An 18,091-nucleotide genomic window follows, 5' to 3' on the forward strand; every position below is an offset into this window, starting at 1 on the left:
GCCCGGGGCGGGCGGGGCTCGATGCCCCGGCCGCCCCGCACCCCCTCAGCGCAGCCGTTCCACCGCCTGCGCCACTTCCATCACGTCCGCCTCGGTGCAATCCCACGACCCCACGCTGACCCGGATGACGAAGCGGCCCCGGTGGCGCGTCTGGGTCAGGTAGACCCGGCCTTCGGCATTGATTGCGGTCAGCAGGGCTTCGGTGGCGGCATCGCTCTCCAGCGCGAAGGAAAACAGGGCGAGGCGCGGCTCGGAGGTAATCTCGACACCTTCCATGGCGCGCAACCGCCCGGCCAGCGCCTCGGCCCAGGCGACGTGGTCCCGGATACGCCCGCGAATGCCGTCCAGCCCGTAGGCCCGCAGCACGAACCACAGTTTCAGCGCCCGGAACCGGCGCCCCAGGGGCACCGTCCATTCGTTGAAATTTGTGACGTCCTCGCCCTCGAGGGTGCGCAGGTAATCGGGGCGCAGCCCCAGCGTGTTCACCTGCGCCACCGGATCGCGCAGGAACTGAACGCAGCAATCGAACTGCGCGCCCATCCACTTGTGGGGGTTGAAGACGATGCTGTCGCAGCGTTCCGCCCCGGCCCAGAGCGGCCGAAACTCCTCGCAGACCATCGCCGATCCCGCCCAGGCGGCGTCCACATGGGTCGGCAGGCCCGCGCAGGCGGGCAGGCAGGCGGCGATGTCGTCGAAGGCGCCGACCCCCGTTCCGCCCGCGCAGAACACCACGCCGCAGGGCAGGTGGCCGGCCTCGCGGTCGGCCGCGATGGCGGCGGCCAGCGCGTCCGGGTCCATCGACAGGTCGTCGCGAACCGGGACTTTCACCAGGTTGTCCTGTCCGATCCCCGCCAGGCGGACTGCCTTGTCCACGCTCGAATGGGTCTGCGCACTGGCATAGACACGCAGGCGCGGCCCGCCCGACAGCCCCTCCGTCAGCCCGGCATAGTCCAGTGCGCGCTCCCGCATCGTCAGCACCGCGCAGAGCGTCGCCGTCGTCGCCGTGTCGTGGATCGTGCCGGTGACGTCGTCCGGCAGGCCCAGCGCGTCGCGCAGCCAGCCCACCATCGCCTGTTCCAGCTCGGTCGCGGCGGGCGAGGTCTGCCACAGCATCCCTTGCGCCGCGATCCCGTTGGCGAGTTGCTCCGCCAGCATCGAGGCGGGCGAGGCGTTGGCCGGGAAATAGGCGAAGAAGCGCGGATGCTGCCAATGGGTCGTGGCGCCGGGGATCAGCCGCTCGAAATCGGCAAAGATCTCCTCGACGGGCTCGGCGGCCTCGGGCGCCACACCTGGCAGTTGCGCTAGCAGGTCGCCCGGCGCCACCTGCGCGCGCACGGGGCGGTCGCGCAGGCCCGCATGATAATCGCGCACCCAGTCGGCGGCGCGCTTCGCCCAGAGGTTCAGATCGTCGTGGTCCATGGCCCGCTTGCTGCACCGGCTGGACCGGAGGGGCCAGCCCCCATGCACCGGTCCCCTGCATTTTCGGCCGGGTGAGGGATGCGGGTCAGGGCGTCCCCTTCGCCAGCAGCGCGTCGATCTCCGCCCCCGACGCACCCTTCGCGGTAAAGTCGCCCGCCAGCATCGCGCCCCCGGCCTCCAGGATCGCGCGATGCGTCACCCGCGACAGCGCCGAGCCCAGCGAGACCCGCGCCACGCCGATCTCGGCGAAGTCTGCCAGCGACAGCTGCGCCAAGGGGCCCACGGCCAACGCGTTCACCCGGCCGCCCACCTCCCGCACCAGACGGGCCAGATCGTCCGCCGACCCCGGAACCGGCGCATAGAGCACATCCGCCCCCGCCTCGCGCATGGCCTGGAGCCGGGCGATCGCCTCGTCCAGATCGTAGGCGCCGTGCATGACCCCGTCGGCGCGCGCGCACAGCACGAAGCCCTCCGGCCGTACCGCCACCGCCGCCTCGATCCGCGCGACCGAGGCCACGCGGCCATAAGGCGCGCCAGTCCCGTCGACATCCTCGATGCTGCACCCGGCCAGGCCCGCGCGCGCCGCCGCGGCGACCGTTTCGGCGGCATCCGCGGGCTCCGGCCCGTAGCCGTCCTCCAGATCGGCCAAGACCGGCACGTTCACCGCGCGTGCCAGTTCCGCGCCATGGGCGACCGCCTCGTCGCGGCCGACCTTGCCGCCGTCGCCGACCCCGCGCGTGAAGGCGAACCCCGCCGAGGTCGTGGCGATCGCCTGCGCTCCCATCGCGGTCAGCATCCGCGCGCTGCCGATATCCCAGGCATTGGCCAGCACGAAGGGCGCGCCGGGGCGGTGCATCTCGAGGAAGGTCATGGGCGTCTCCTTGGTCTTGCCGAACGGGTCTGCCGGACACCACCATGCGGGCCGCCCTTGCGCCAACCCGAAACCTGCGCCTTGCCCGGCCGCGTCCGCGCGTGCTAGGCCGCGCCCATGGGCAAGACCTGCATCATCTGCATCCGTCCCGCCCGCTGAGCGTAACTCGGCGGGCCCTCGGGGCACGCCTGCACGCCCCTCCCGCCACATGACAGGAGACGCCGGTGACGATCCGCCTGCGCAACTCGCTGACCCGCCGGGTCGAGCCGTTCACCCCGCTCGATCCCGATCACGTGCGTGTCTATCTCTGCGGGCCGACCGTCTATGACCGGGCGCATCTGGGAAATGCGCGCAATGTCATCCTCTTCGACGTTCTCACGCGCCTCCTGCGCCACGATCACCCGCGCGTGACCTATGTCCGCAACGTCACCGACGTCGACGACAAGATCAACGCCCGCGCCGCCGAGACGGGGCGCCCGATCCGCGAGATCACCGACGAGACGCTGCGCTGGTACCACGAGGACATGGAAGCGCTAGGCAACCTGCCCCCCGACCATGAGCCGCGCGCGACCGAGTGGATCGACCGCATGATCGAGATGACGGCCGCCCTGATCGCCAAGGGCCACGCCTACGAGGCGCAGGGCCACGTCCTCTTCGCGGTGGCGACCGATCCCGATTACGGCAGCCTGTCCAACCGTTCGACCGACGACATGTTCGCCGGCGCCCGCGTCGAGGTGGCGCCCTACAAGCGCGACCCGATGGATTTCGTTCTCTGGAAGCCGTCCACCGAAGCAGAGCCTGGCTGGGACAGCCCGTGGGGCAGGGGACGGCCCGGCTGGCACATCGAATGCTCCGCCATGGCGCGGGAGCTTCTGGGAGAGCGGTTCGACATCCATGGCGGCGGCGTCGACCTGATGTTCCCGCACCATGAGAACGAGATCGCCCAATCCCGCTGCGCCCATGGCTCGGTCATGGCACAGGTCTGGCTGCATAACGAGATGCTGCTGGTCGAGGGGCGGAAGATGTCCAAATCGCTGGGCAACTTCTTCACCGTCCGCGACCTGCTCGACCAGGGCGTCCCGGGCGAGGTCATCCGCTACGTCTTCCTGTCCACGCATTACTCCAAGCCGATGGACTGGACCGAAGCCAAGGCGAAAGAGGCAGAGACCCTCCTCCACCGGCATCTGGCACGGGTCGCTTCGGCCGATCTGTCGGCTGCGCGCGATCTTTCTGCGTCGCCCTCCCTTCTCGGCGCCTTGCGCGACGACCTGAATACACATGCAGCCCTGTCGGCGCTGCATGACGCCACGCCCGATCAATTGGCCCGCGACCTCGTCTTTCTCGGCCTCTATGACTGGGACTCGTTGAAGAACCGTTTAGGCGCGGCCTCCGATGCCGCGGCCGGGCTCGATGCCTGGGCCGACCGCCTGACCGAAGCGCGCGTCGCCGCGATCGAGACCAAGGATTTCGCCGCCGTCGACAGCATCAAGGCACAGCTCACGGCGGCCGGTGTCGAGATCCGAATGACAAGGACCGATATTCAGCTCTCGCCGGGCCCCGACTTCGACGCCACCAAGCTGGAGGGTGCCGAATGACGTCTCCCTTCTCTGCTTTCCAAATATCCCGGGGAGCGCGAGGGGCTGGCCCCTCGCTCCCGCCAGTGCCGTTCTTCCAGACGCGGGGGCACGCGGGGGCACCCAGGCGTCCAGAGATCGCTCCGGTGGACCGATCCGCCTGCAAGCGGGCGAAACTCCGGGCAGCAGGACGGTGCCCTCTGTGCAGACGGGGGGTGCACAGGGGGTGCACAGGGGGTGTACTGGACTTTCGGCAACACGTGCGTGGCGGACGGGCAACATGACCGACCGCATCCACCTCTTCGACACGACCCTGCGGGACGGTCAGCAGACTCAGGGGGTCCAGTTCTCGGCCGCCGAAAAGCGGGAGATCGCGACCCTCCTCGATACGCTCGGGATCGACCATATCGAAGGCGGCTGGCCCGGCGCGAACCCCACGGACTCGGAATTCTTCGACGCCCCGTCCAAGACCCGCGCCACCCTCGTCGCCTTCGGGATGACCAAACGCACGGGCCGGTCCGCGGCCAATGACGACACGCTCGCCGCGGTCCTGAACGCGGGCACTCCATCGGTCTGCCTCGTCGGCAAGACCCACGTGAAGCACGTCGCGCAAGCCCTTGGGATCACAAACGAAGAGAACCTCGACAACATCCGCGAAAGCATCGCGCATCTTGTCGCCCAGGGCCGCGAGGCGATCTTCGATGCGGAGCATTTCTTCGACGGTCATGCCCTCGATCCGGCCTATGCGCGCGCCTGCGTCGAGACCGCGCTCGAGGCCGGGGCCCGCTGGGTCGCGCTCTGCGACACCAATGGCGGCACCATGCCGGCGCAGATCGGAGAGGTCGTCGGCGACTTGATCGCAAAGGGAATTCCCGGCGACCGCCTCGGCATCCATACCCATGACGATACGGGTCAGGCCGTCGCCGGATCGCTCGCCGCGATCGACGCGGGCGCACGGCAGGTGCAGGGTACGCTCAACGGCCTCGGAGAGCGGTGCGGCAACGCCAACCTGACGACGCTCATCCCGACGCTTCTGCTCAAGGAACCCTATCGCAGCCAGTATGTTACCGGCGTTCCTTCACATGCCCTGCCAGAGCTTCTGCGCATATCCCGCCGCCTTGACGACATTCTCAACCGCGTCCCGCGCCGCGAAAGCCCCTATGTCGGCGCCAGCGCCTTCGCCCACAAGGCGGGCCTGCATGCCAGCGCGGTTGCCAAGGATCCCGCTCTCTACGAACATGTGTCCCCATCGGCCGTCGGGAATGCGCGCATCGTGCCGATGTCGAACCAGGCGGGGCTGTCCAATCTGCGGGAACGTCTTGCCGCCGCGGGCCTCTCCGGAAGCGATGCGCAATTGCAACGCATCCTCTCGGAGGTGAAATCGAGGGAAGACCGCGGCTACACCTACGACGGCGCCCAGGCGAGTTTCGAGCTTCTTGCGCGTAAGATGCTGGGAAAGCTGCCAGATTTCTTTGAGGTAAAAAGATACCGCGTTACCGTCGAGCGCCGCAAGAACCGCCGCGACGAGATGATCTCGCTCTCCGAGGCGGTGGTGGTCGTGAAGGTCGATGGGGAGAAGCGCATGAGCGTCTCCGACAGCATGGAATCGGGTGCCGATGCGGGGCCGGTCAATGCGCTGTCGAAGGCGCTGAGCAAGGATCTCGGCCGCTTCCAACAGCAGATTTCCGACATGCAACTCAAGGACTTCCGCGTTCGCATCATGCAGGGCGGGACCGAGGCCGTGACCCGCGTCATCATCGACCACGAAGATGCGTCGGGCCGTCGTTGGTCCACTGTCGGCGTCAGTGCGAACATCGTCGATGCCAGCTTCGAGGCCCTGCTCGACGCGATCCGCTGGAAGCTTTGCGCAGAGGGGGGCGCACGATGAATTGGGATGCCTTTTTTGCCGTCCATTCCGGCCTTTACCGCGAAGGTCCGGGTACGGCGCGTGACGTCGAATGGGCCTGCGCGCAGGCCTGTGTCGCCCCGGATGCCGCGATCTGCGATGCCGCCTGTGGTCCGGGGGCGGACATCTCCGCCCTGCGCGCCGCCGCGCCGCAGGGCCACGTCACCGCCTTCGATAAGCATCTGGGGTTCGTCGCCGAGGCCGCGATCCGCCACAGGCGGGACGATGCCGTGACGGTGACCCAAGGCGTCCTGCTTGGCCCCGACGACCTGCCGGACCCGGTCGATCTGGGGCCATTCGACCTGATCTGGTGCGCCGGGGCGATCTACATCACCGGCGTCGAGCCCGCGCTGAAACGCTGGCGCGGGGCCCTGAAACCCGGGGGCGCGGTCGCCTTCTCGGCGCCGGTCAACTTGGCAGAACCGACCTCCGAGATGCACGCCTTCTGGGAGCAGGAGGTCGATACCGAAGACAGCCTCGACGCCGCGATCCACGCTGCGGGCTTCGGCACGGTGGCCTCCAGCCGCGTGCCCTCCGAAGGGTGGGAGGCCTATTACGCCGGCGTCGAGGCGCGCTGCGATGATCTGAGCCGCTGCGAGGCGCCCGCGATCCGTCAGGCCGTCGCCGAGAACCGGCGCGAGGCAGAGAAATGGCGCGCGCTTCGCGACAAGTTGGGCTATGCGCTGCGGGTCGTGCGCCCTAGCTGACCGGAATGGACATCGACGCCGACATCGCCGCCTGCGCGGATCTCGTCGCGCGGGGCGACCCGCCGCGCTTCCGCGCGACCATGGCGGCCCCCGTCGCGCTGCGCCCGATGCTCTTTCCGCTCTACGCTTTCAATCTGGAGGTCGCCCGCGCGCCCTGGGTCACGCAGGAGCCGATGATCGCGCTCATGCGCCTGCAATGGTGGCGCGACGCTCTGGAAGAGATCGCGTCCGGGGCCGTGGTTCGACGCCACGAAGTGGTCACGCCCCTTGCCGCGGCGCTCGACGCGCAGGCCGCCCGCGCGCTCGACGATCTGGTGGCCGCACGCGAGGCGGATGTGCAAGCCGAGGCGCCGGCGGATCTCGACACGCTCGGCCGGTATGTCGACCGGACCGCCGGCACGCTGCTCTGGACGGCAGCCCGTCTGGCCGGGGCGCCGGACGAGGCGACGGCCCGCGACGCGGGCCTGGCGCAGGGGATAGCGGGCTATCTGGAGGCCGTTCCGGCTCTGGTCGCGAAGGGGCGCCACCCTCTGCCGCATGGGGACCCCGCGGATCATGCCGAGCGGCTTGCCGCGCAGGCTCTGGAGGCGCTAGCCCGCTTCCGCGCGGCCCGGGTTCCGGCCGCCGCGCGCCCGGTTTTTCTGGTCCTTCCCGAGGCCGAGAGCATCCTCCGCCGGATCGCCGCCGAGCCGGGCCGGGTCCTCGACCCGCCACCGCCGGAGCCGGGGTTGAAGACCCGGCTCGCGCTCGGCCTTCGCGCGGCCCTTGGCAAACCCTGAAGCCGGCTTTGCGAGGGACGGATACAAGGAAAGCACGCGGATCGAGGCGCACTATTTGCCTCATCCTGCCCGAAATATCCCGGGGGGTCTGGGGGCAGAGCCCCCAGCGCTCTCCGCCTGCTCCCGTCCTACGCCCGCTCGGCTCGCAGGTAACTGCGCATGCCGTAGATCAACGGCGTCCCGTCCTCCGAGACGCGGACGGCCCGGACGGCGCCTATGATGACATGATGCGTGCCCACCAGATCCGCCGATTGAACCTCGCAATCGAAGCCCGCCAGCCCGTGCAGGACAGGCGCGCCGGTCTCGAGCACCTCCCAGGGCAGGTCGGCGAACCGGTCCGCCGCGTCGGTGCGGCCGGCGAAGGTGTCCGCCACGTCCTGCTGGTGCGCTTCCAGCACGTTTATCGCGAAACATCCGTTGGCCAGGATCGGATCGGCCGCCGTGGCGCCCCGATTGATGCAGACGAGCATGGTCGGTGCATCGCCATCGGCGCTGACGCTTGTCATGGCCGAGACGGTCAGGCCCGCGCGCCCGGCGGGGCCATCGGTGGTCACCACGCTGACACTGGCCGCGCAGCGGCTCATGGCGTGGACGAAGCGGTCGCGCATGTCGTTCATCGCCTGCCACGTAACGCCTGCAACGCCGGTGTCGACCCCTTCCCGCAGGCGCGCTAACGAGAGTGGCAGGAGGACCGCCAATGGCATTGCTTCAGGACGCTCGGGATCAGGTCGATCGTGCCTTTACCGGCGGGTCCAAGGGCCTCGACATGGAGAACGCCTTCGGCGGCGCGCTATCGGCGTTCCGGCGACGGTATACGCGGGATCTGACAGACTACGACCTCGCCATCACCGGCGTGCCCTTCGATCAGGCGGTCACCCACCGGCCCGGCAGCCGCTTCGGTCCGCGTGCCGTCCGCGAGGCGTCGACGCTGCAGGTCTTCGACCCGCCCTGGGGCTGGGACGGCTTCTCTCCGCTCGAGGAGCTGGCGATCGCCGATTACGGGGATGCTGGTTTCGACTACGCGCAGGTCTCGGAGTTTCCCGGCGCCTTGCGTGATCACATCCGGGGGATCCTCGCGCAGGGGGCGGGGTGCCTGTCGATCGGGGGCGACCATTATGTCAGCTTCCCGATCCTTCAGGCCCATGCCGAGAAATACGGACCTCTGGCGCTGATCCAGTTCGACGCCCATTCCGATACCTGGCCCGACGACGACATGGACCGGATCGACCACGGCACGATGTTCTACAAGGCCGTGAAATCAGGCATCGTCGACCCGGAGCGGAGCATCCAGGTCGGCATCCGCACGGTGAATGCCGACCCGTTGGGCGTCGAGACGATCACCGCCCGCGACGTGCGGGAACTGGGCACCGCAGAGGTCGCGGCGCGCATCAGGGCGCGGGTGGGGCAGCACCCGGCCTACCTGACCTTCGATATCGACGGGCTGGACCCCGCCTTCGCGCCCGGCACGGGCACCCCGGTCTGGGGTGGACTGACCAGCGGGCAGGCGGCGGACATCCTGCGCGACATCGCCGGGATCAACCTGGTCGGCGGCGACGTCGTAGAGGTGGCTCCGCAATACGATCCGTCCGGGGGGACCGCCGTCGCGGCGGCCCATGTCCTGATGGAGCTGATCTGCCTCTGGGGCTGGACCCGCCGGTGAGGAGGGTCCTGATCTTCATGGCCGCCTGCCTGGCGGGGCTCTGGGCCGGGTTCCGGATCTCCCAGGGCCCGGCCGGAACGCCTCCGGCGGCCACCGAGTCGCAACAGGCGGCAGCACAGGCCTATCTCGCGCAGAACCTCGCTCCGATGCCCGACGGCTGGGACCGGGACCTGTTTCTGGCCGCCCCCGGCGTCACGCTGGAGGTCGGAACGGCGCCCGCTGCAGGTCCCGCCAAGGGGACGCTGGTCTTCGTTCCCGGCTATACAGCGCCGCTGGACATGTACGGGGCGGAGTTCTCGCGCCTGCGGGCGGCGGGCTGGAACGTGGCCGCCTTCAGCTATCGCGGGCAGGGACGCTCGGTTCGCCGTGGACCGGACCCGCAGATGGGATGGATGGGAGACATGGCCCATCTGGCCGCGGATCTGGCGGCCTATGTGCGGACACTGGATGGGCCGGTCGGCGTCATGGCCGTCTCGAAGGGGGGCCATATCGCGCTGAGGATGGCGATCGACGCAGGCCCCGATGTCCTGGGCTACGCCCTCGTCGCTCCCATGGTGGCGATCCGGACCGAACCGTTTTCACCCGGCCTGGCGCAGGGGCTGGCAATGGCGCTTCCGGTGATCGGCCTGGCCGACACCTACGCGCCGGCGCAGGGGCCGTGGGACGGGGCGGATGTCTTCGACGACCCCGCCGCTCTGGCGGAAGGCGGGACCTGCGCCCGCGATCCGGCCCGCGCCCATCTCCGCGAGGCGCTCTTCACACTCGAGCCGGGGTTGCGCGTGGGCGGGCCGTCGGCACGCTGGATCGCCGAGGTTTTCGAGGCCCAGGACGTTCTGCGCGATCGGGCCGGGGATATCGCCACGCCGGTCTGGATGGCGCTCGCCTCGGATGACGGCAGCGTCGTCACCGAAGCGTCGGAGGCGCTCTGCCGCGCGATGGGGGATTGCGTCTCGGTCGAGGTGCCCGACAGCCTGCATTGCATGATCGAAGACCGGCCAGAGATCCGCGACGCCGTGTTCGACGGGGCACTTGCGTTCTTTGAGGCCCGTCTGGCGGCGGACCGTCCCTAGCGCGACAACCCGGTCCCCTGGAGCACGCCGTGTTCCATCGCGTAGCGCGTCAGGCCGGCGGTAGAGCTGATGCCCAGCTTGCGCTTGAGGTTCTTGCGATGGGTCTCGACCGTCCGGACGGAGATATCGAGCGCGGCCGCCACCTCCTTGTTGGAACGGCCCTGGGCCAGATGCAGCAGGATCGTCTGCTCGCGCGAGGTCAGCGGCTCGGTCCCATCGGCCGGCTCCAGCGCGCTTTCGGCGCCGGGGCAGAGGTAGCGCTCCCCGGACAGGACGACGTCGATGGCACGCCGGATCTCTTGGCTGTCCTGATCCTTGAGGCAGTATCCGGCCGCGCCGTGGCGCAGGGCGGTGGCGACATATTCGCGGGTATCGTGCATCGACAGGATCAGAACCCGGATCTCCGGATGGCGGTCGCGCAGGATCTCGGTCGCCGACAGGCCGTCGACGCCCGGCATGTTGAGATCCAAGAGCGCCACGTCCGGGTGCAATTCGCCCGCGGCGGCGACGGCGGCGGCACCGTCCCCCACCGCGCCGACCACATCCAGATCGTCGTAGGTTTCCAAGAGGGCGCGGATGCCCTCGGCGACCATCGGGTGGTCGTCGGCGATCAGGATGCGGATCGGTCTGTCCATGGCGCGCGTCCTTAGCGGGGCGCACAGGCCCGGCGCAAGCGCCGCGTCGCTCACTCCGCGGCGTGGCGCGGGGTCTCGGCCTCGGGCGCCAGCAGGTGCGACAGAGGCACGGTCGCCTCGATCACGGTGCCACGTCCGTCGGGGCCGGACTTCAGTTCCAGTGTCCCGTCGAGCTGCTCGATGCGCTCGGCGATGTTGCGCAGGCCCAGCCCGCCCCGCGCGCGGCTGCCCAGCCCGATCCCGTCATCGGCGATGCGCAGGGTTGCGCCCTTGCGATGGCCGAAGACGCGCATCTCGACGCGGGTGGCATTCGCGTGGCGCTCGATATTGGTCAGCGCCTCCTGCGCGATGCGGTAGAGCGTCGTCTTCGCCTCGATATCGAGCCGGTTGCGGAAGACGACGGTCTGGAAGGCGACGGGCAACCCGGTGCGCGCCTCGAACGCATCGCACAGCGCCTTGAGCGCCGGGCCCAGGCCGAGATCGTCCAGGACGCCCGGCCGCAGGTCATGGCTGATGCGGCGGACCTCGCCGATCGCCCCCTGAAGGCCGTCCACCGCTCCGTCAAGCGCATCTCCGGCGCGGGGGTCGCCCTTGCCTGCCAGCCGCCGGGCCAGTTCCAGCTTGAACCGGATGCCCACGAGGATCTGGCTGATCCCGTCATGGAGTTCCCGGGCCACCCGGCCGCGCTCCTCCTCTTGGGTGTCGAGCACGCGTTGGGTCAGTTCCTTCAGCTTCACATCCGCCAGCCGGCGTTCTCGTACCGTGATCAGGAAGCCCGACAGGAACACGCCCAGCAGGGCCAGCCCCGTCACTGCCCCGATGGTGAGGAACGTGGCGCGCACCCGTTCGCGCAACTCGCTGCGTGCCGTCACCGTTCGCGCCAGAACGTCGTCCAGAAAGACGCCGGTGCCGATCACCCAGCGCCAGTCCTGAAGGCCCATCACATAGGAGAGCATCGCCGCTTCCTCGCCGGTCGACGGCTTGGGCCAGACGAAGGTGTGATAGCCCGACCCCTCGCGCGAGAGTTCGATCAGCCGGTCGGTGACGGGCGTGCCGGTCGCATCCTCGAGGCCGGACCAGTTGCGGCCGATGAGCCAGGTCTGCCGGGGGGCGACCAGATTGCCGCCATCGTAGTCGAAGACGAAGAAATACCCCTCCTTGCCGTAGGTCATCGCCGAAAGAATCTGCGTGACGCGCAGCTTGGCCTCCTCGTCGTCGGGGGCGGCGTTGCCGTAGATCGTCACGACCGCGTTGCGGGCCAGTTGGACGTAGTTGCGCAACTCCTCCCGCTTGGCGGCGACGAGCGTCTGTTCCAGCGCCGCGATTTCCTGGCTGGCGACACGTTCCGACTGCCACGCCACCAGAAGCGCGATCGCAGCCGCCGCCAGGATCAGCGGCGTCGCGGCGAGCAGCAGCAGCTTCGTGCCGTAAGAGGGGCGGGCGAGGGCCATGACGCGCGATCGAACATCAATCCGGCCGGATTTTCCAGCGGAACCGGCCTGACGGGTGCATCACTGGCCTGTGGGACCGCCCAGGTGCTGGCGGTCGCGGGGTCTGCGTAGTTTACGGTATTTGACTCGCCGTCACCGGTCGCTAGGGTCCGCGCACGCCTGAACAAAGGTTGCGCTTCGACCGGGAGGGTTGGGGCGCCGTAACAAGAAACGGGGAGGATGCAATGGACCGTCGTTCATTCCTTAAGAATTCCACCATCGGTGCCGGTGCTGCCGGCGCGACCGCGCTTGCCGCACCCGCCTACGCGCAGGGCAACCGGACCCTCACGCTGGTCACCACCTGGGGCCGTGGCCTCGCCGGTGTCCACGATTCCGCGCAGCGCGTTGCCGACACGATCACCGCCATGACCGACGGCACGCTGACCGTCGATCTCAAGGCCGCCGGCGAACTGGTCGGCGCCTTCGAGGTGTTCGACGCGGTGACCTCCGGTCAGGCCGACATGTATCACGGCGCCGACTACTACTTCGTCGGTCAGCATCCGGGCTACGCGTTCTTTACGTCCGTGCCCTTCGGCATGACCGCCCAGGAGCTGTCGAACTGGTACTACCATGCCGGCGGCATGGAGCTGCATGACGAACTCGGCCAGATCTTCGGGCTGAAGTCGTTCCTCGCGGGCAACACGGGCGCCCAGGCGGGCGGCTGGTTCCGCAACGAGGTGACCGGCCCCGAGGACTTCCAGGGCCTCAAGTTCCGCATGCCCGGCCTCGGCGGCCAGGCGCTCGGCAAGATGGGCGCTTCCGTCCAGAACCTGCCTGGCGCGGAAGTGTACCAGGCGCTGGCCTCCGGCGCGATCGACGGAACCGAGTGGATCGGCCCCTGGGCCGACGAGAAGGCCGGCTTCCAGGAGATCACCAAGACCTACTACACCGCCGGCTTCCACGAGCCGGGCGCGGGTCTGTCGCTGGCCACGAACCGGGACGTCTTCGACAGCCTGACCCCGGCCCAGCAGAAGATCATCGAGATCGCTTCGGCCGAATGCCACCAGTGGAACCTCGCGCAGTTCCTCATGAACAACGGCGCGGCGCTGGATCGCCTGCAATCCGCCGGCGTGACGGTCCGCGAATTCCCCGAAAGCGTCTGGGACGCCATGGGGACCGCGTCCACCGAGACGCTGGACGAGAACATGGGCGACGAGATCTTCGCCCGCATCCGCGAGAGCTACAACGACTCGATGCGGAAGTCCTCGAACTGGATCCAGCGCTCCGAGTCGGCCTACCGCGCGCAGCGCGACCGGGTGATGGGCTAAGGATCCACTCCGGGGCCTCGGTCCCGGACGACAGGATCGACATAGCGAGGGGATGGCCCGGACCGGGCCGTCCCCGTCCGTGCAAAGACCGGCGCGTCCCCTGCGGGGCGGGCCCAACCGACGGGGCCGAGGCCCCGCAGACGTTGGGGGGACGTCATGCTCGACGCAATCGTGGCCTTCTTCACCGGGCTGGCGCTGGCCGTCGCCCATCTGTTCCAGGCGATCTTCAATCCGGGCAGCTGGCTGGCCTGGATCGGGGGCCTGAACCCCGAGGGCGCGGATCCCGATCAGGTCATCGAGATCAAGCAGTCGCTGATGCGCCTCATCTATTACGGCGCCTCGACGGAGCTGTTCTTCGTCTGTCTCCTCGTATTTCTGATCATCACCGTCGCGGGCTATTTCAGCCGCCGCTTCCTCTGGGGCCTCGTGCGCGGGCTTGAGGCCGGGCTCAACTTCGTGGGCCGCGTCGCCGCCTGGGCGGGTCTGCTAATGGTGCTGCAGCAGACCATGATCGTCTTTCTGCAGCGGATCTTCCGGGTGTCCGAGATCAGCCTCGGGCCGTTCGGATCCACCTTCAGCTTCGATCTGAGCTGGTGGTCGGAAGAACTGAAGCTCTACAACGCGATGATCGTCTGCCTCTGCGTGGCGTGGACCTTCATTCAGGGCGGCCACGTCCGTGTCGACCTGGTCTATTCCGCCGTTTCGCATCGCACCAAGCGGGCCATCGACATGTTCGGCTCACTGGTCTTCATGGTGCCGGCGCTGGTCCTGATCTGGCTCTATTCCTGGTTCTTCTTCTGGCGCTCGATGATCACGCCGGCCACTTCGGCCAGCGATCCGCTCGACCGGATGCTGCTCAAGGCGCGCGCAGTCCGCTGGAATATCGAGACCATCGGCTTCAGCCCGAACGGGTTCAACGCCTACTTCCTGTTCAAGGTCCTGATCCTGCTCTTCGTGCTCACGGCGCTGTTGCAGGCCTGCGCATTCTTCTGGCGCAGCTGGCTGGAATACCGCGAAGGCGAGATGAGTGCGGGCCGCTATCTGGATCGCGACATCCTGGGCGATGAGACGGCCGAGAAGGCCGCGCAAATTCACTGAACCGGGTCAAAGAAGCCCAGGGGGGACGGATACATGCTTTTCGGACTGGACGGGGTCGAAGTCGGCCTGATCATCGTCTTCCTCTGCCTCTTCGGCGCGATCATGTCGGGCTTCCCGGTGGCGTTCTCGATCGCGGGCGCGGGTGTTGTCAGCTTCGGGATCATCGCCGCGCTGGATAGCGCCGGGATCCTGATCCACCAGGCCATCGACACGTCATCGGCGGAATACGCCGCATTGCTGGCCGAGGGCGTCGCGAGGGACGCGATCTCGACCTTCCGATACCCCGAGCTTCCGCGCATCGAGGAACCGCTGTTCCCTGGCGGCTGGGAGCAGGCACTGGACCGCAATATCGGCTTCATCGTCAACCGCATGAACGAACGCGTGATCGCCGGCGCGTCGATCGAGACGCTGCTGGCGGTGGCGATGTTCGTCATGATGGGCATCACGCTGGAGAGGTCCCGCATCGCGGACGACCTGTTGAATACGATGGCGCGGGTCTTCGGCCCGCTGCCGGGCGGTCTGGCCGTGTCCATCGTGATCGTTGGTGCCTTCCTCGCGGCCTCGACCGGGATCGTGGGCGCGACGGTTGTCACGATGGGTCTGCTGGCCCTGCCGACGATGCTGCGCAACAACTATTCGCCCGAACTGGCGACCGGCGTCATCGCGGCATCCGGGACGTTGGGCCAGATCATCCCGCCCTCCATCGTGATCGTGCTGCTGGGGACGCTGGCGGGCGACATCTATTCCACCGCGCAGGAGCAGCGCGCCGCCAGCGTCGGATGCTCCGACGCGCTGACCTATCTGGGCGAACCGGCGGTGGTCTCGGTCGGCACCCTGTTCCAGGCGGCCCTGCTGCCGGGCATCCTGCTGGCCTTCTTCTACGGCGCCTATGCCTTCGGTTTCGCCCTGCTGAACCCGTCCAAGGCGCCGCCGGTCCAGCTTGACGGCGGGCGGGGCAGTGCCACGACGCGCGCCGACGCACTGACCTGGTTCCTGGGCATCCCGATCGCAATCATCCTCGGCGCCATCCTGCTCGGCCAGTTCGGCATCATCGGCGCGCAGGGGATCAATGTCGGGTCCTTCTCGCAGGCCGGCGAGACGGCGAGCCTTCGGACCAACGTGTCCGCCGCGTGTCAGGCCGCCATGATCGAATTGCACGGCCAGGCCGCGTGGGATGCGGCCGTCGCGCAGCAGGCGGCCATCGACGCGTCGGGCGGCGTGCAACTCGCCCGGGAGCTCACGCCGGAAGAGATCGCCGAGCTTCGGGCCGCCGCCGTCGTCGGAGCCGCGCCTATCGGGATCGGCGTCGCGATCCTGTTTCTGGGTCTGGGCCTCGTGCTGTCCGTCGCGCGCGGGGTGAACCCGCTGGCCGATCCGCGGCCGCTCCTGATCGGCGCCGCGGGCATCCTGCTGGCGCTGGTGATCGACATCGCGCTGATCGGGCCGCTCACCTCGTCGGGGACCACATTCGTCCTGATGGCGATCCCGCTGGCGATCACGCTCTTCGGCGTCTGGCCGGCCTTCAAGCGTCTCGCCGACAACGAGCTGCTGCGGGTCGTCTTCCCGCCGCTGGTCCTGATCGTCGCCGTGCTCGGTTCGATCCTCGGCGGGATCACGAACCCCACGCCCGCAGCCGCGCTCGGGGCGTCGGGCGCGATCATGCTGGCCGCGTACCGCAAGCTGAAGGACGAGAACCGCACCGGCGCCACGATCCTGCTCGCTTCGCTGGCGCTGATCGTGATGCTTCTGTTCGGGATCAACTTCGACCTGCGCACCGGGCTCGGGACCACCACGGCCGCCGACTGGATCGCGCTGATCATCGCGCAGATCGCCTATCACGGCGCGTTCCTGGGGCTGCTTTACGCGTGCTACGTGCTGTTACGGACCGGCGTCCTGGGACCCGTCGTCCGCGAGACGGCCAAGGTGACGTCGATGGTCTTCACCATCCTGATCGGCTCGCAGCTTCTGAACCTCGTGCTGATCTCCTTCGGGGGCGAGCATTACATCCAGCAGTTCCTGCGTAGCTTCGACAACGAGATCGTGGTCTTCCTGATCGTGATGCTGGTCCTGTTCGTCCTGGGCTTCGTGCTCGACTTCCTGGAGATCATCTACATCGTCATCCCCATCGTCGGCCCCGTCATCTATGGCGGCACGCTGGATCCGAAATGGGTGACGATCATGGTTGCGGTGAACCTGCAGACGTCTTTCCTGACGCCGCCATTCGGGTTCGCGCTCTTCTACCTCAGGGGGGTCGCGCCGAAATCGGTGACGACGGGGCACATCTATCGCGGTGTCATCCCGTTCGTGCTGATCCAGGTGCTGGGACTGCTGACGCTCTACTTCTTCCCGCAGATCGTGACGATCGTCCCGGACCTCTTGCCCAACAACTGACCCTTTTCATTGGGTTGTTCCGCCTGCTAGTCCCTTCGGGGGCAATGCCGCCGGGATGGGGTGCATGAGGGATCAGGACGCGAGCAATCTTTATCTGGAGGCGGGCAAGCACATGCTGGCCGACCTCCCGCTGTCGATGGTGCTCACCGACCCGAACCGTCCGGACAATCCGATCGTCTACGTCAACAGGGCGTTCGAACAGACGACCGGCTACGCGGCAAGCCATGCGGTGGGGCGGAACTGCCGGTTCCTTCAGGCAGACGATCGCGACCAAGACGCAGTGCGCAAACTACGGGAGGCCGTCGCGGCGCAGAAGCCGACGACCGTCATCCTGCGCAACTACCGCTCCGATGGAGAGCAGTTCCTGAACCGCCTCATGATCGCCCCGGTCACCGACGAGGAGGGCCAACTCTTCGCCTTCGTCGGGATCCAGGTCGTCATCACAGAGAGCGGCGCGGACAGTGGGTCGCCCGAGGCCAGCGACTTCACCGACACGCTTCGCGAGATGCAGCATCGGGTGAAGAACCATCTCCAGATGGTGGCCTCGATGATCCGACTGCAATCGACGTCCGATGCACCGCCGGAGGCGGCCTTCAAGCTTCTGTCCCGCCGGGTCGAAAGCCTCGCCGCGCTCTACGACGAGTTTGCACGCCCGCCCACCGGGAGCCGCGGCGGGGCCTACGACGTGGTCTCGGCCGGGGCCTATGTCGGCCGCGTGGCGAGCACCGTCGCGGCGCTCGACGGGCGCTCCGGCATTCGCCTGACCGTGGACACCGATCCCGTCCACATGGATTCGAGCCGGGCGGCCAGTCTCGGGCTGCTCGTCTCCGAAGTTCTGTCGAATGCGATGCAGCACGGCTTCGACGACCGGGCCGAGGGTCTGGTCGAAGTTCGCCTCAAGCAGGCCGGCGGAGACCGCGTGCGACTGACCGTCACCGATGACGGATGCGGCCTCGGAGACAGCGATTGGCCCAATTCGGGGGGTATGGGCGCGCGGATCGTGCGCGGTCTCGCCGGACAGCTCGGCGGCGACCTGAACGTGGCGACCGGGGCGGGCGGGACCACGGTGACGCTCGATATCGTCAACGAGACGCGGACCTCGCTGGACACGGATGGCGACCGGATGATCACCGGTGACGGGCAGTCCGACCCGCAGCGGGCGCTCGACGACGAGAGCGACAGGTGACATGGGCCAGACGGAAACCGGTTTGCGCTCGACCGGT

The 18,091-nt window shown here is 68.3% G+C and carries 15 protein-coding genes; 10 read left to right on the forward strand and 5 right to left on the reverse strand.

All coding sequences use genetic code 11. The features are described 5' to 3' along the window. Positions 1-45: 45 nt before the first annotated feature. A complete protein-coding gene (locus jaqu_RS14955; RefSeq protein ID WP_043919807.1) occupies positions 46-1,419 on the reverse strand; it encodes a pyridoxal phosphate-dependent decarboxylase family protein in 1,374 nt (457 codons plus the stop codon). Positions 1,420-1,504: 85 nt separating this feature from the next. Beyond that, positions 1,505-2,290, reverse strand: coding sequence for an isocitrate lyase/PEP mutase family protein (locus jaqu_RS14960; RefSeq protein ID WP_043919808.1), 786 nt, complete (start codon positions 2,288-2,290; stop codon positions 1,505-1,507). 224 nt (positions 2,291-2,514) lie between these two features. Between jaqu_RS14960 and cysS the strand changes: the two genes are divergently transcribed. The 4 genes from cysS (at position 2,515) to jaqu_RS14980 (ending at position 7,256) form a co-directional block, all read left to right on the forward strand. Then, entirely contained in the window at positions 2,515-3,885 is a 1,371-nt protein-coding gene (gene cysS, locus jaqu_RS14965; RefSeq protein WP_043919809.1) for a cysteine--tRNA ligase, read from the forward strand. Between the two features lie 259 nt (positions 3,886-4,144). Beyond that, positions 4,145-5,752, forward strand: a complete 1,608-nt coding sequence (cimA, locus tag jaqu_RS14970; protein ID WP_043919810.1) for a citramalate synthase — start codon at positions 4,145-4,147, stop codon at positions 5,750-5,752. After that, a complete protein-coding gene (locus jaqu_RS14975; protein WP_043919811.1) occupies positions 5,749-6,477 on the forward strand; it encodes a class I SAM-dependent methyltransferase in 729 nt (242 codons plus the stop codon). The genes cimA and jaqu_RS14975 overlap by 4 nt, the downstream gene beginning before the upstream one ends. Positions 6,478-6,482: 5 nt before the next feature. After that, positions 6,483-7,256 (forward strand): squalene/phytoene synthase family protein, encoded by a 774-nt coding sequence (locus tag jaqu_RS14980; protein ID WP_043919812.1) that lies wholly within the window; start codon positions 6,483-6,485, stop codon positions 7,254-7,256. A 128-nt stretch (positions 7,257-7,384) separates the two neighbouring features. Here jaqu_RS14980 and jaqu_RS14985 read toward each other — a convergent pair whose 3' ends face one another. Beyond that, positions 7,385-7,960 carry a flavin reductase family protein gene (locus jaqu_RS14985; protein WP_084629906.1) on the reverse strand — a complete coding sequence of 192 codons (576 nt, stop codon included), beginning with the start codon at positions 7,958-7,960 and terminating at the stop codon, positions 7,385-7,387. Between jaqu_RS14985 and speB the strand changes: the two genes are divergently transcribed. Next, the gene (gene speB, locus jaqu_RS14990; protein WP_043919814.1) at positions 7,954-8,916 is read left to right on the forward strand and encodes an agmatinase; all 963 of its coding nucleotides are present in this window, start codon (positions 7,954-7,956) and stop codon (positions 8,914-8,916) included. The genes jaqu_RS14985 and speB overlap by 7 nt on opposite strands. Positions 8,917-8,933: 17 nt before the next feature. Further along, a complete protein-coding gene (locus jaqu_RS14995) occupies positions 8,934-9,986 on the forward strand; it encodes an alpha/beta fold hydrolase (protein WP_043919815.1) in 1,053 nt (350 codons plus the stop codon). On the opposite strand, the gene jaqu_RS15000 is transcribed toward jaqu_RS14995, so the two are convergent. Beyond that, entirely contained in the window at positions 9,983-10,621 is a 639-nt protein-coding gene (locus tag jaqu_RS15000) for a response regulator (protein WP_043919816.1), read from the reverse strand. The genes jaqu_RS14995 and jaqu_RS15000 overlap by 4 nt on opposite strands. Positions 10,622-10,671: 50 nt before the next feature. After that, positions 10,672-12,072: a cache domain-containing protein gene (locus jaqu_RS15005; RefSeq protein ID WP_043919817.1), complete on the reverse strand. Its 1,401-nt coding sequence runs from the start codon at positions 12,070-12,072 to the stop codon at positions 10,672-10,674. A gap of 224 nt (positions 12,073-12,296) precedes the next feature. On the opposite strand from jaqu_RS15005, the gene jaqu_RS15010 reads away from it, so the two are divergent. The 4 genes from jaqu_RS15010 to jaqu_RS15025 all read left to right on the forward strand — a co-directional run bounded on the left by jaqu_RS15010 (position 12,297) and on the right by jaqu_RS15025 (position 18,054). Then, a complete protein-coding gene (locus jaqu_RS15010) occupies positions 12,297-13,379 on the forward strand; it encodes a TRAP transporter substrate-binding protein (RefSeq protein ID WP_043919818.1) in 1,083 nt (360 codons plus the stop codon). A 156-nt stretch (positions 13,380-13,535) separates the two neighbouring features. Beyond that, positions 13,536-14,477, forward strand: coding sequence for a TRAP transporter small permease subunit (locus jaqu_RS15015; RefSeq protein WP_043919819.1), 942 nt, complete (start codon positions 13,536-13,538; stop codon positions 14,475-14,477). A gap of 33 nt (positions 14,478-14,510) precedes the next feature. Further along, complete coding sequence (locus jaqu_RS15020) at positions 14,511-16,868, forward strand: TRAP transporter large permease (protein WP_043919820.1); 2,358 nt, start codon at positions 14,511-14,513, stop codon at positions 16,866-16,868. A gap of 64 nt (positions 16,869-16,932) precedes the next feature. Further along, positions 16,933-18,054 carry a PAS domain-containing protein gene (locus jaqu_RS15025; RefSeq protein ID WP_052501001.1) on the forward strand — a complete coding sequence of 374 codons (1,122 nt, stop codon included), beginning with the start codon at positions 16,933-16,935 and terminating at the stop codon, positions 18,052-18,054. The last annotated feature ends 37 nt before the right edge of the window (positions 18,055-18,091 follow it).

Source organism: Jannaschia aquimarina, from assembly GCF_000877395.1.
Taxonomy (GTDB): Bacteria; Pseudomonadota; Alphaproteobacteria; order Rhodobacterales; family Rhodobacteraceae; genus Jannaschia; species Jannaschia aquimarina.

Bases quoted from the DNA above. Each gene is read 5' to 3' on its own strand.
- jaqu_RS15015 (WP_043919819.1), top strand. From the start codon at position 13,536: ATGCTCGACGCAATCGTGGCCTTCTTCACCGGGCTGGCGCTGGCCGTC.
- jaqu_RS15010 (WP_043919818.1), top strand. From the start codon at position 12,297: ATGGACCGTCGTTCATTCCTTAAGAATTCCACCATCGGTGCCGGTGCT.
- jaqu_RS14975 (WP_043919811.1), top strand. From the start codon at position 5,749: ATGAATTGGGATGCCTTTTTTGCCGTCCATTCCGGCCTTTACCGCGAA.
- jaqu_RS14955 (WP_043919807.1), bottom strand. From the start codon at position 1,419: ATGGACCACGACGATCTGAACCTCTGGGCGAAGCGCGCCGCCGACTGG.
- jaqu_RS15020 (WP_043919820.1), top strand. From the start codon at position 14,511: ATGCTTTTCGGACTGGACGGGGTCGAAGTCGGCCTGATCATCGTCTTC.
- jaqu_RS14995 (WP_043919815.1), top strand. From the start codon at position 8,934: ATGGCCGCCTGCCTGGCGGGGCTCTGGGCCGGGTTCCGGATCTCCCAG.
- jaqu_RS15000 (WP_043919816.1), bottom strand. From the start codon at position 10,621: ATGGACAGACCGATCCGCATCCTGATCGCCGACGACCACCCGATGGTC.
- jaqu_RS14960 (WP_043919808.1), bottom strand. From the start codon at position 2,290: ATGACCTTCCTCGAGATGCACCGCCCCGGCGCGCCCTTCGTGCTGGCC.
- jaqu_RS15005 (WP_043919817.1), bottom strand. From the start codon at position 12,072: ATGGCCCTCGCCCGCCCCTCTTACGGCACGAAGCTGCTGCTGCTCGCC.
- jaqu_RS14985 (WP_084629906.1), bottom strand. From the start codon at position 7,960: ATGCCATTGGCGGTCCTCCTGCCACTCTCGTTAGCGCGCCTGCGGGAA.
- jaqu_RS15025 (WP_052501001.1), top strand. From the start codon at position 16,933: ATGAGGGATCAGGACGCGAGCAATCTTTATCTGGAGGCGGGCAAGCAC.
- jaqu_RS14980 (WP_043919812.1), top strand. From the start codon at position 6,483: ATGGACATCGACGCCGACATCGCCGCCTGCGCGGATCTCGTCGCGCGG.
- speB (WP_043919814.1), top strand. From the start codon at position 7,954: ATGGCATTGCTTCAGGACGCTCGGGATCAGGTCGATCGTGCCTTTACC.
- cimA (WP_043919810.1), top strand. From the start codon at position 4,145: ATGACCGACCGCATCCACCTCTTCGACACGACCCTGCGGGACGGTCAG.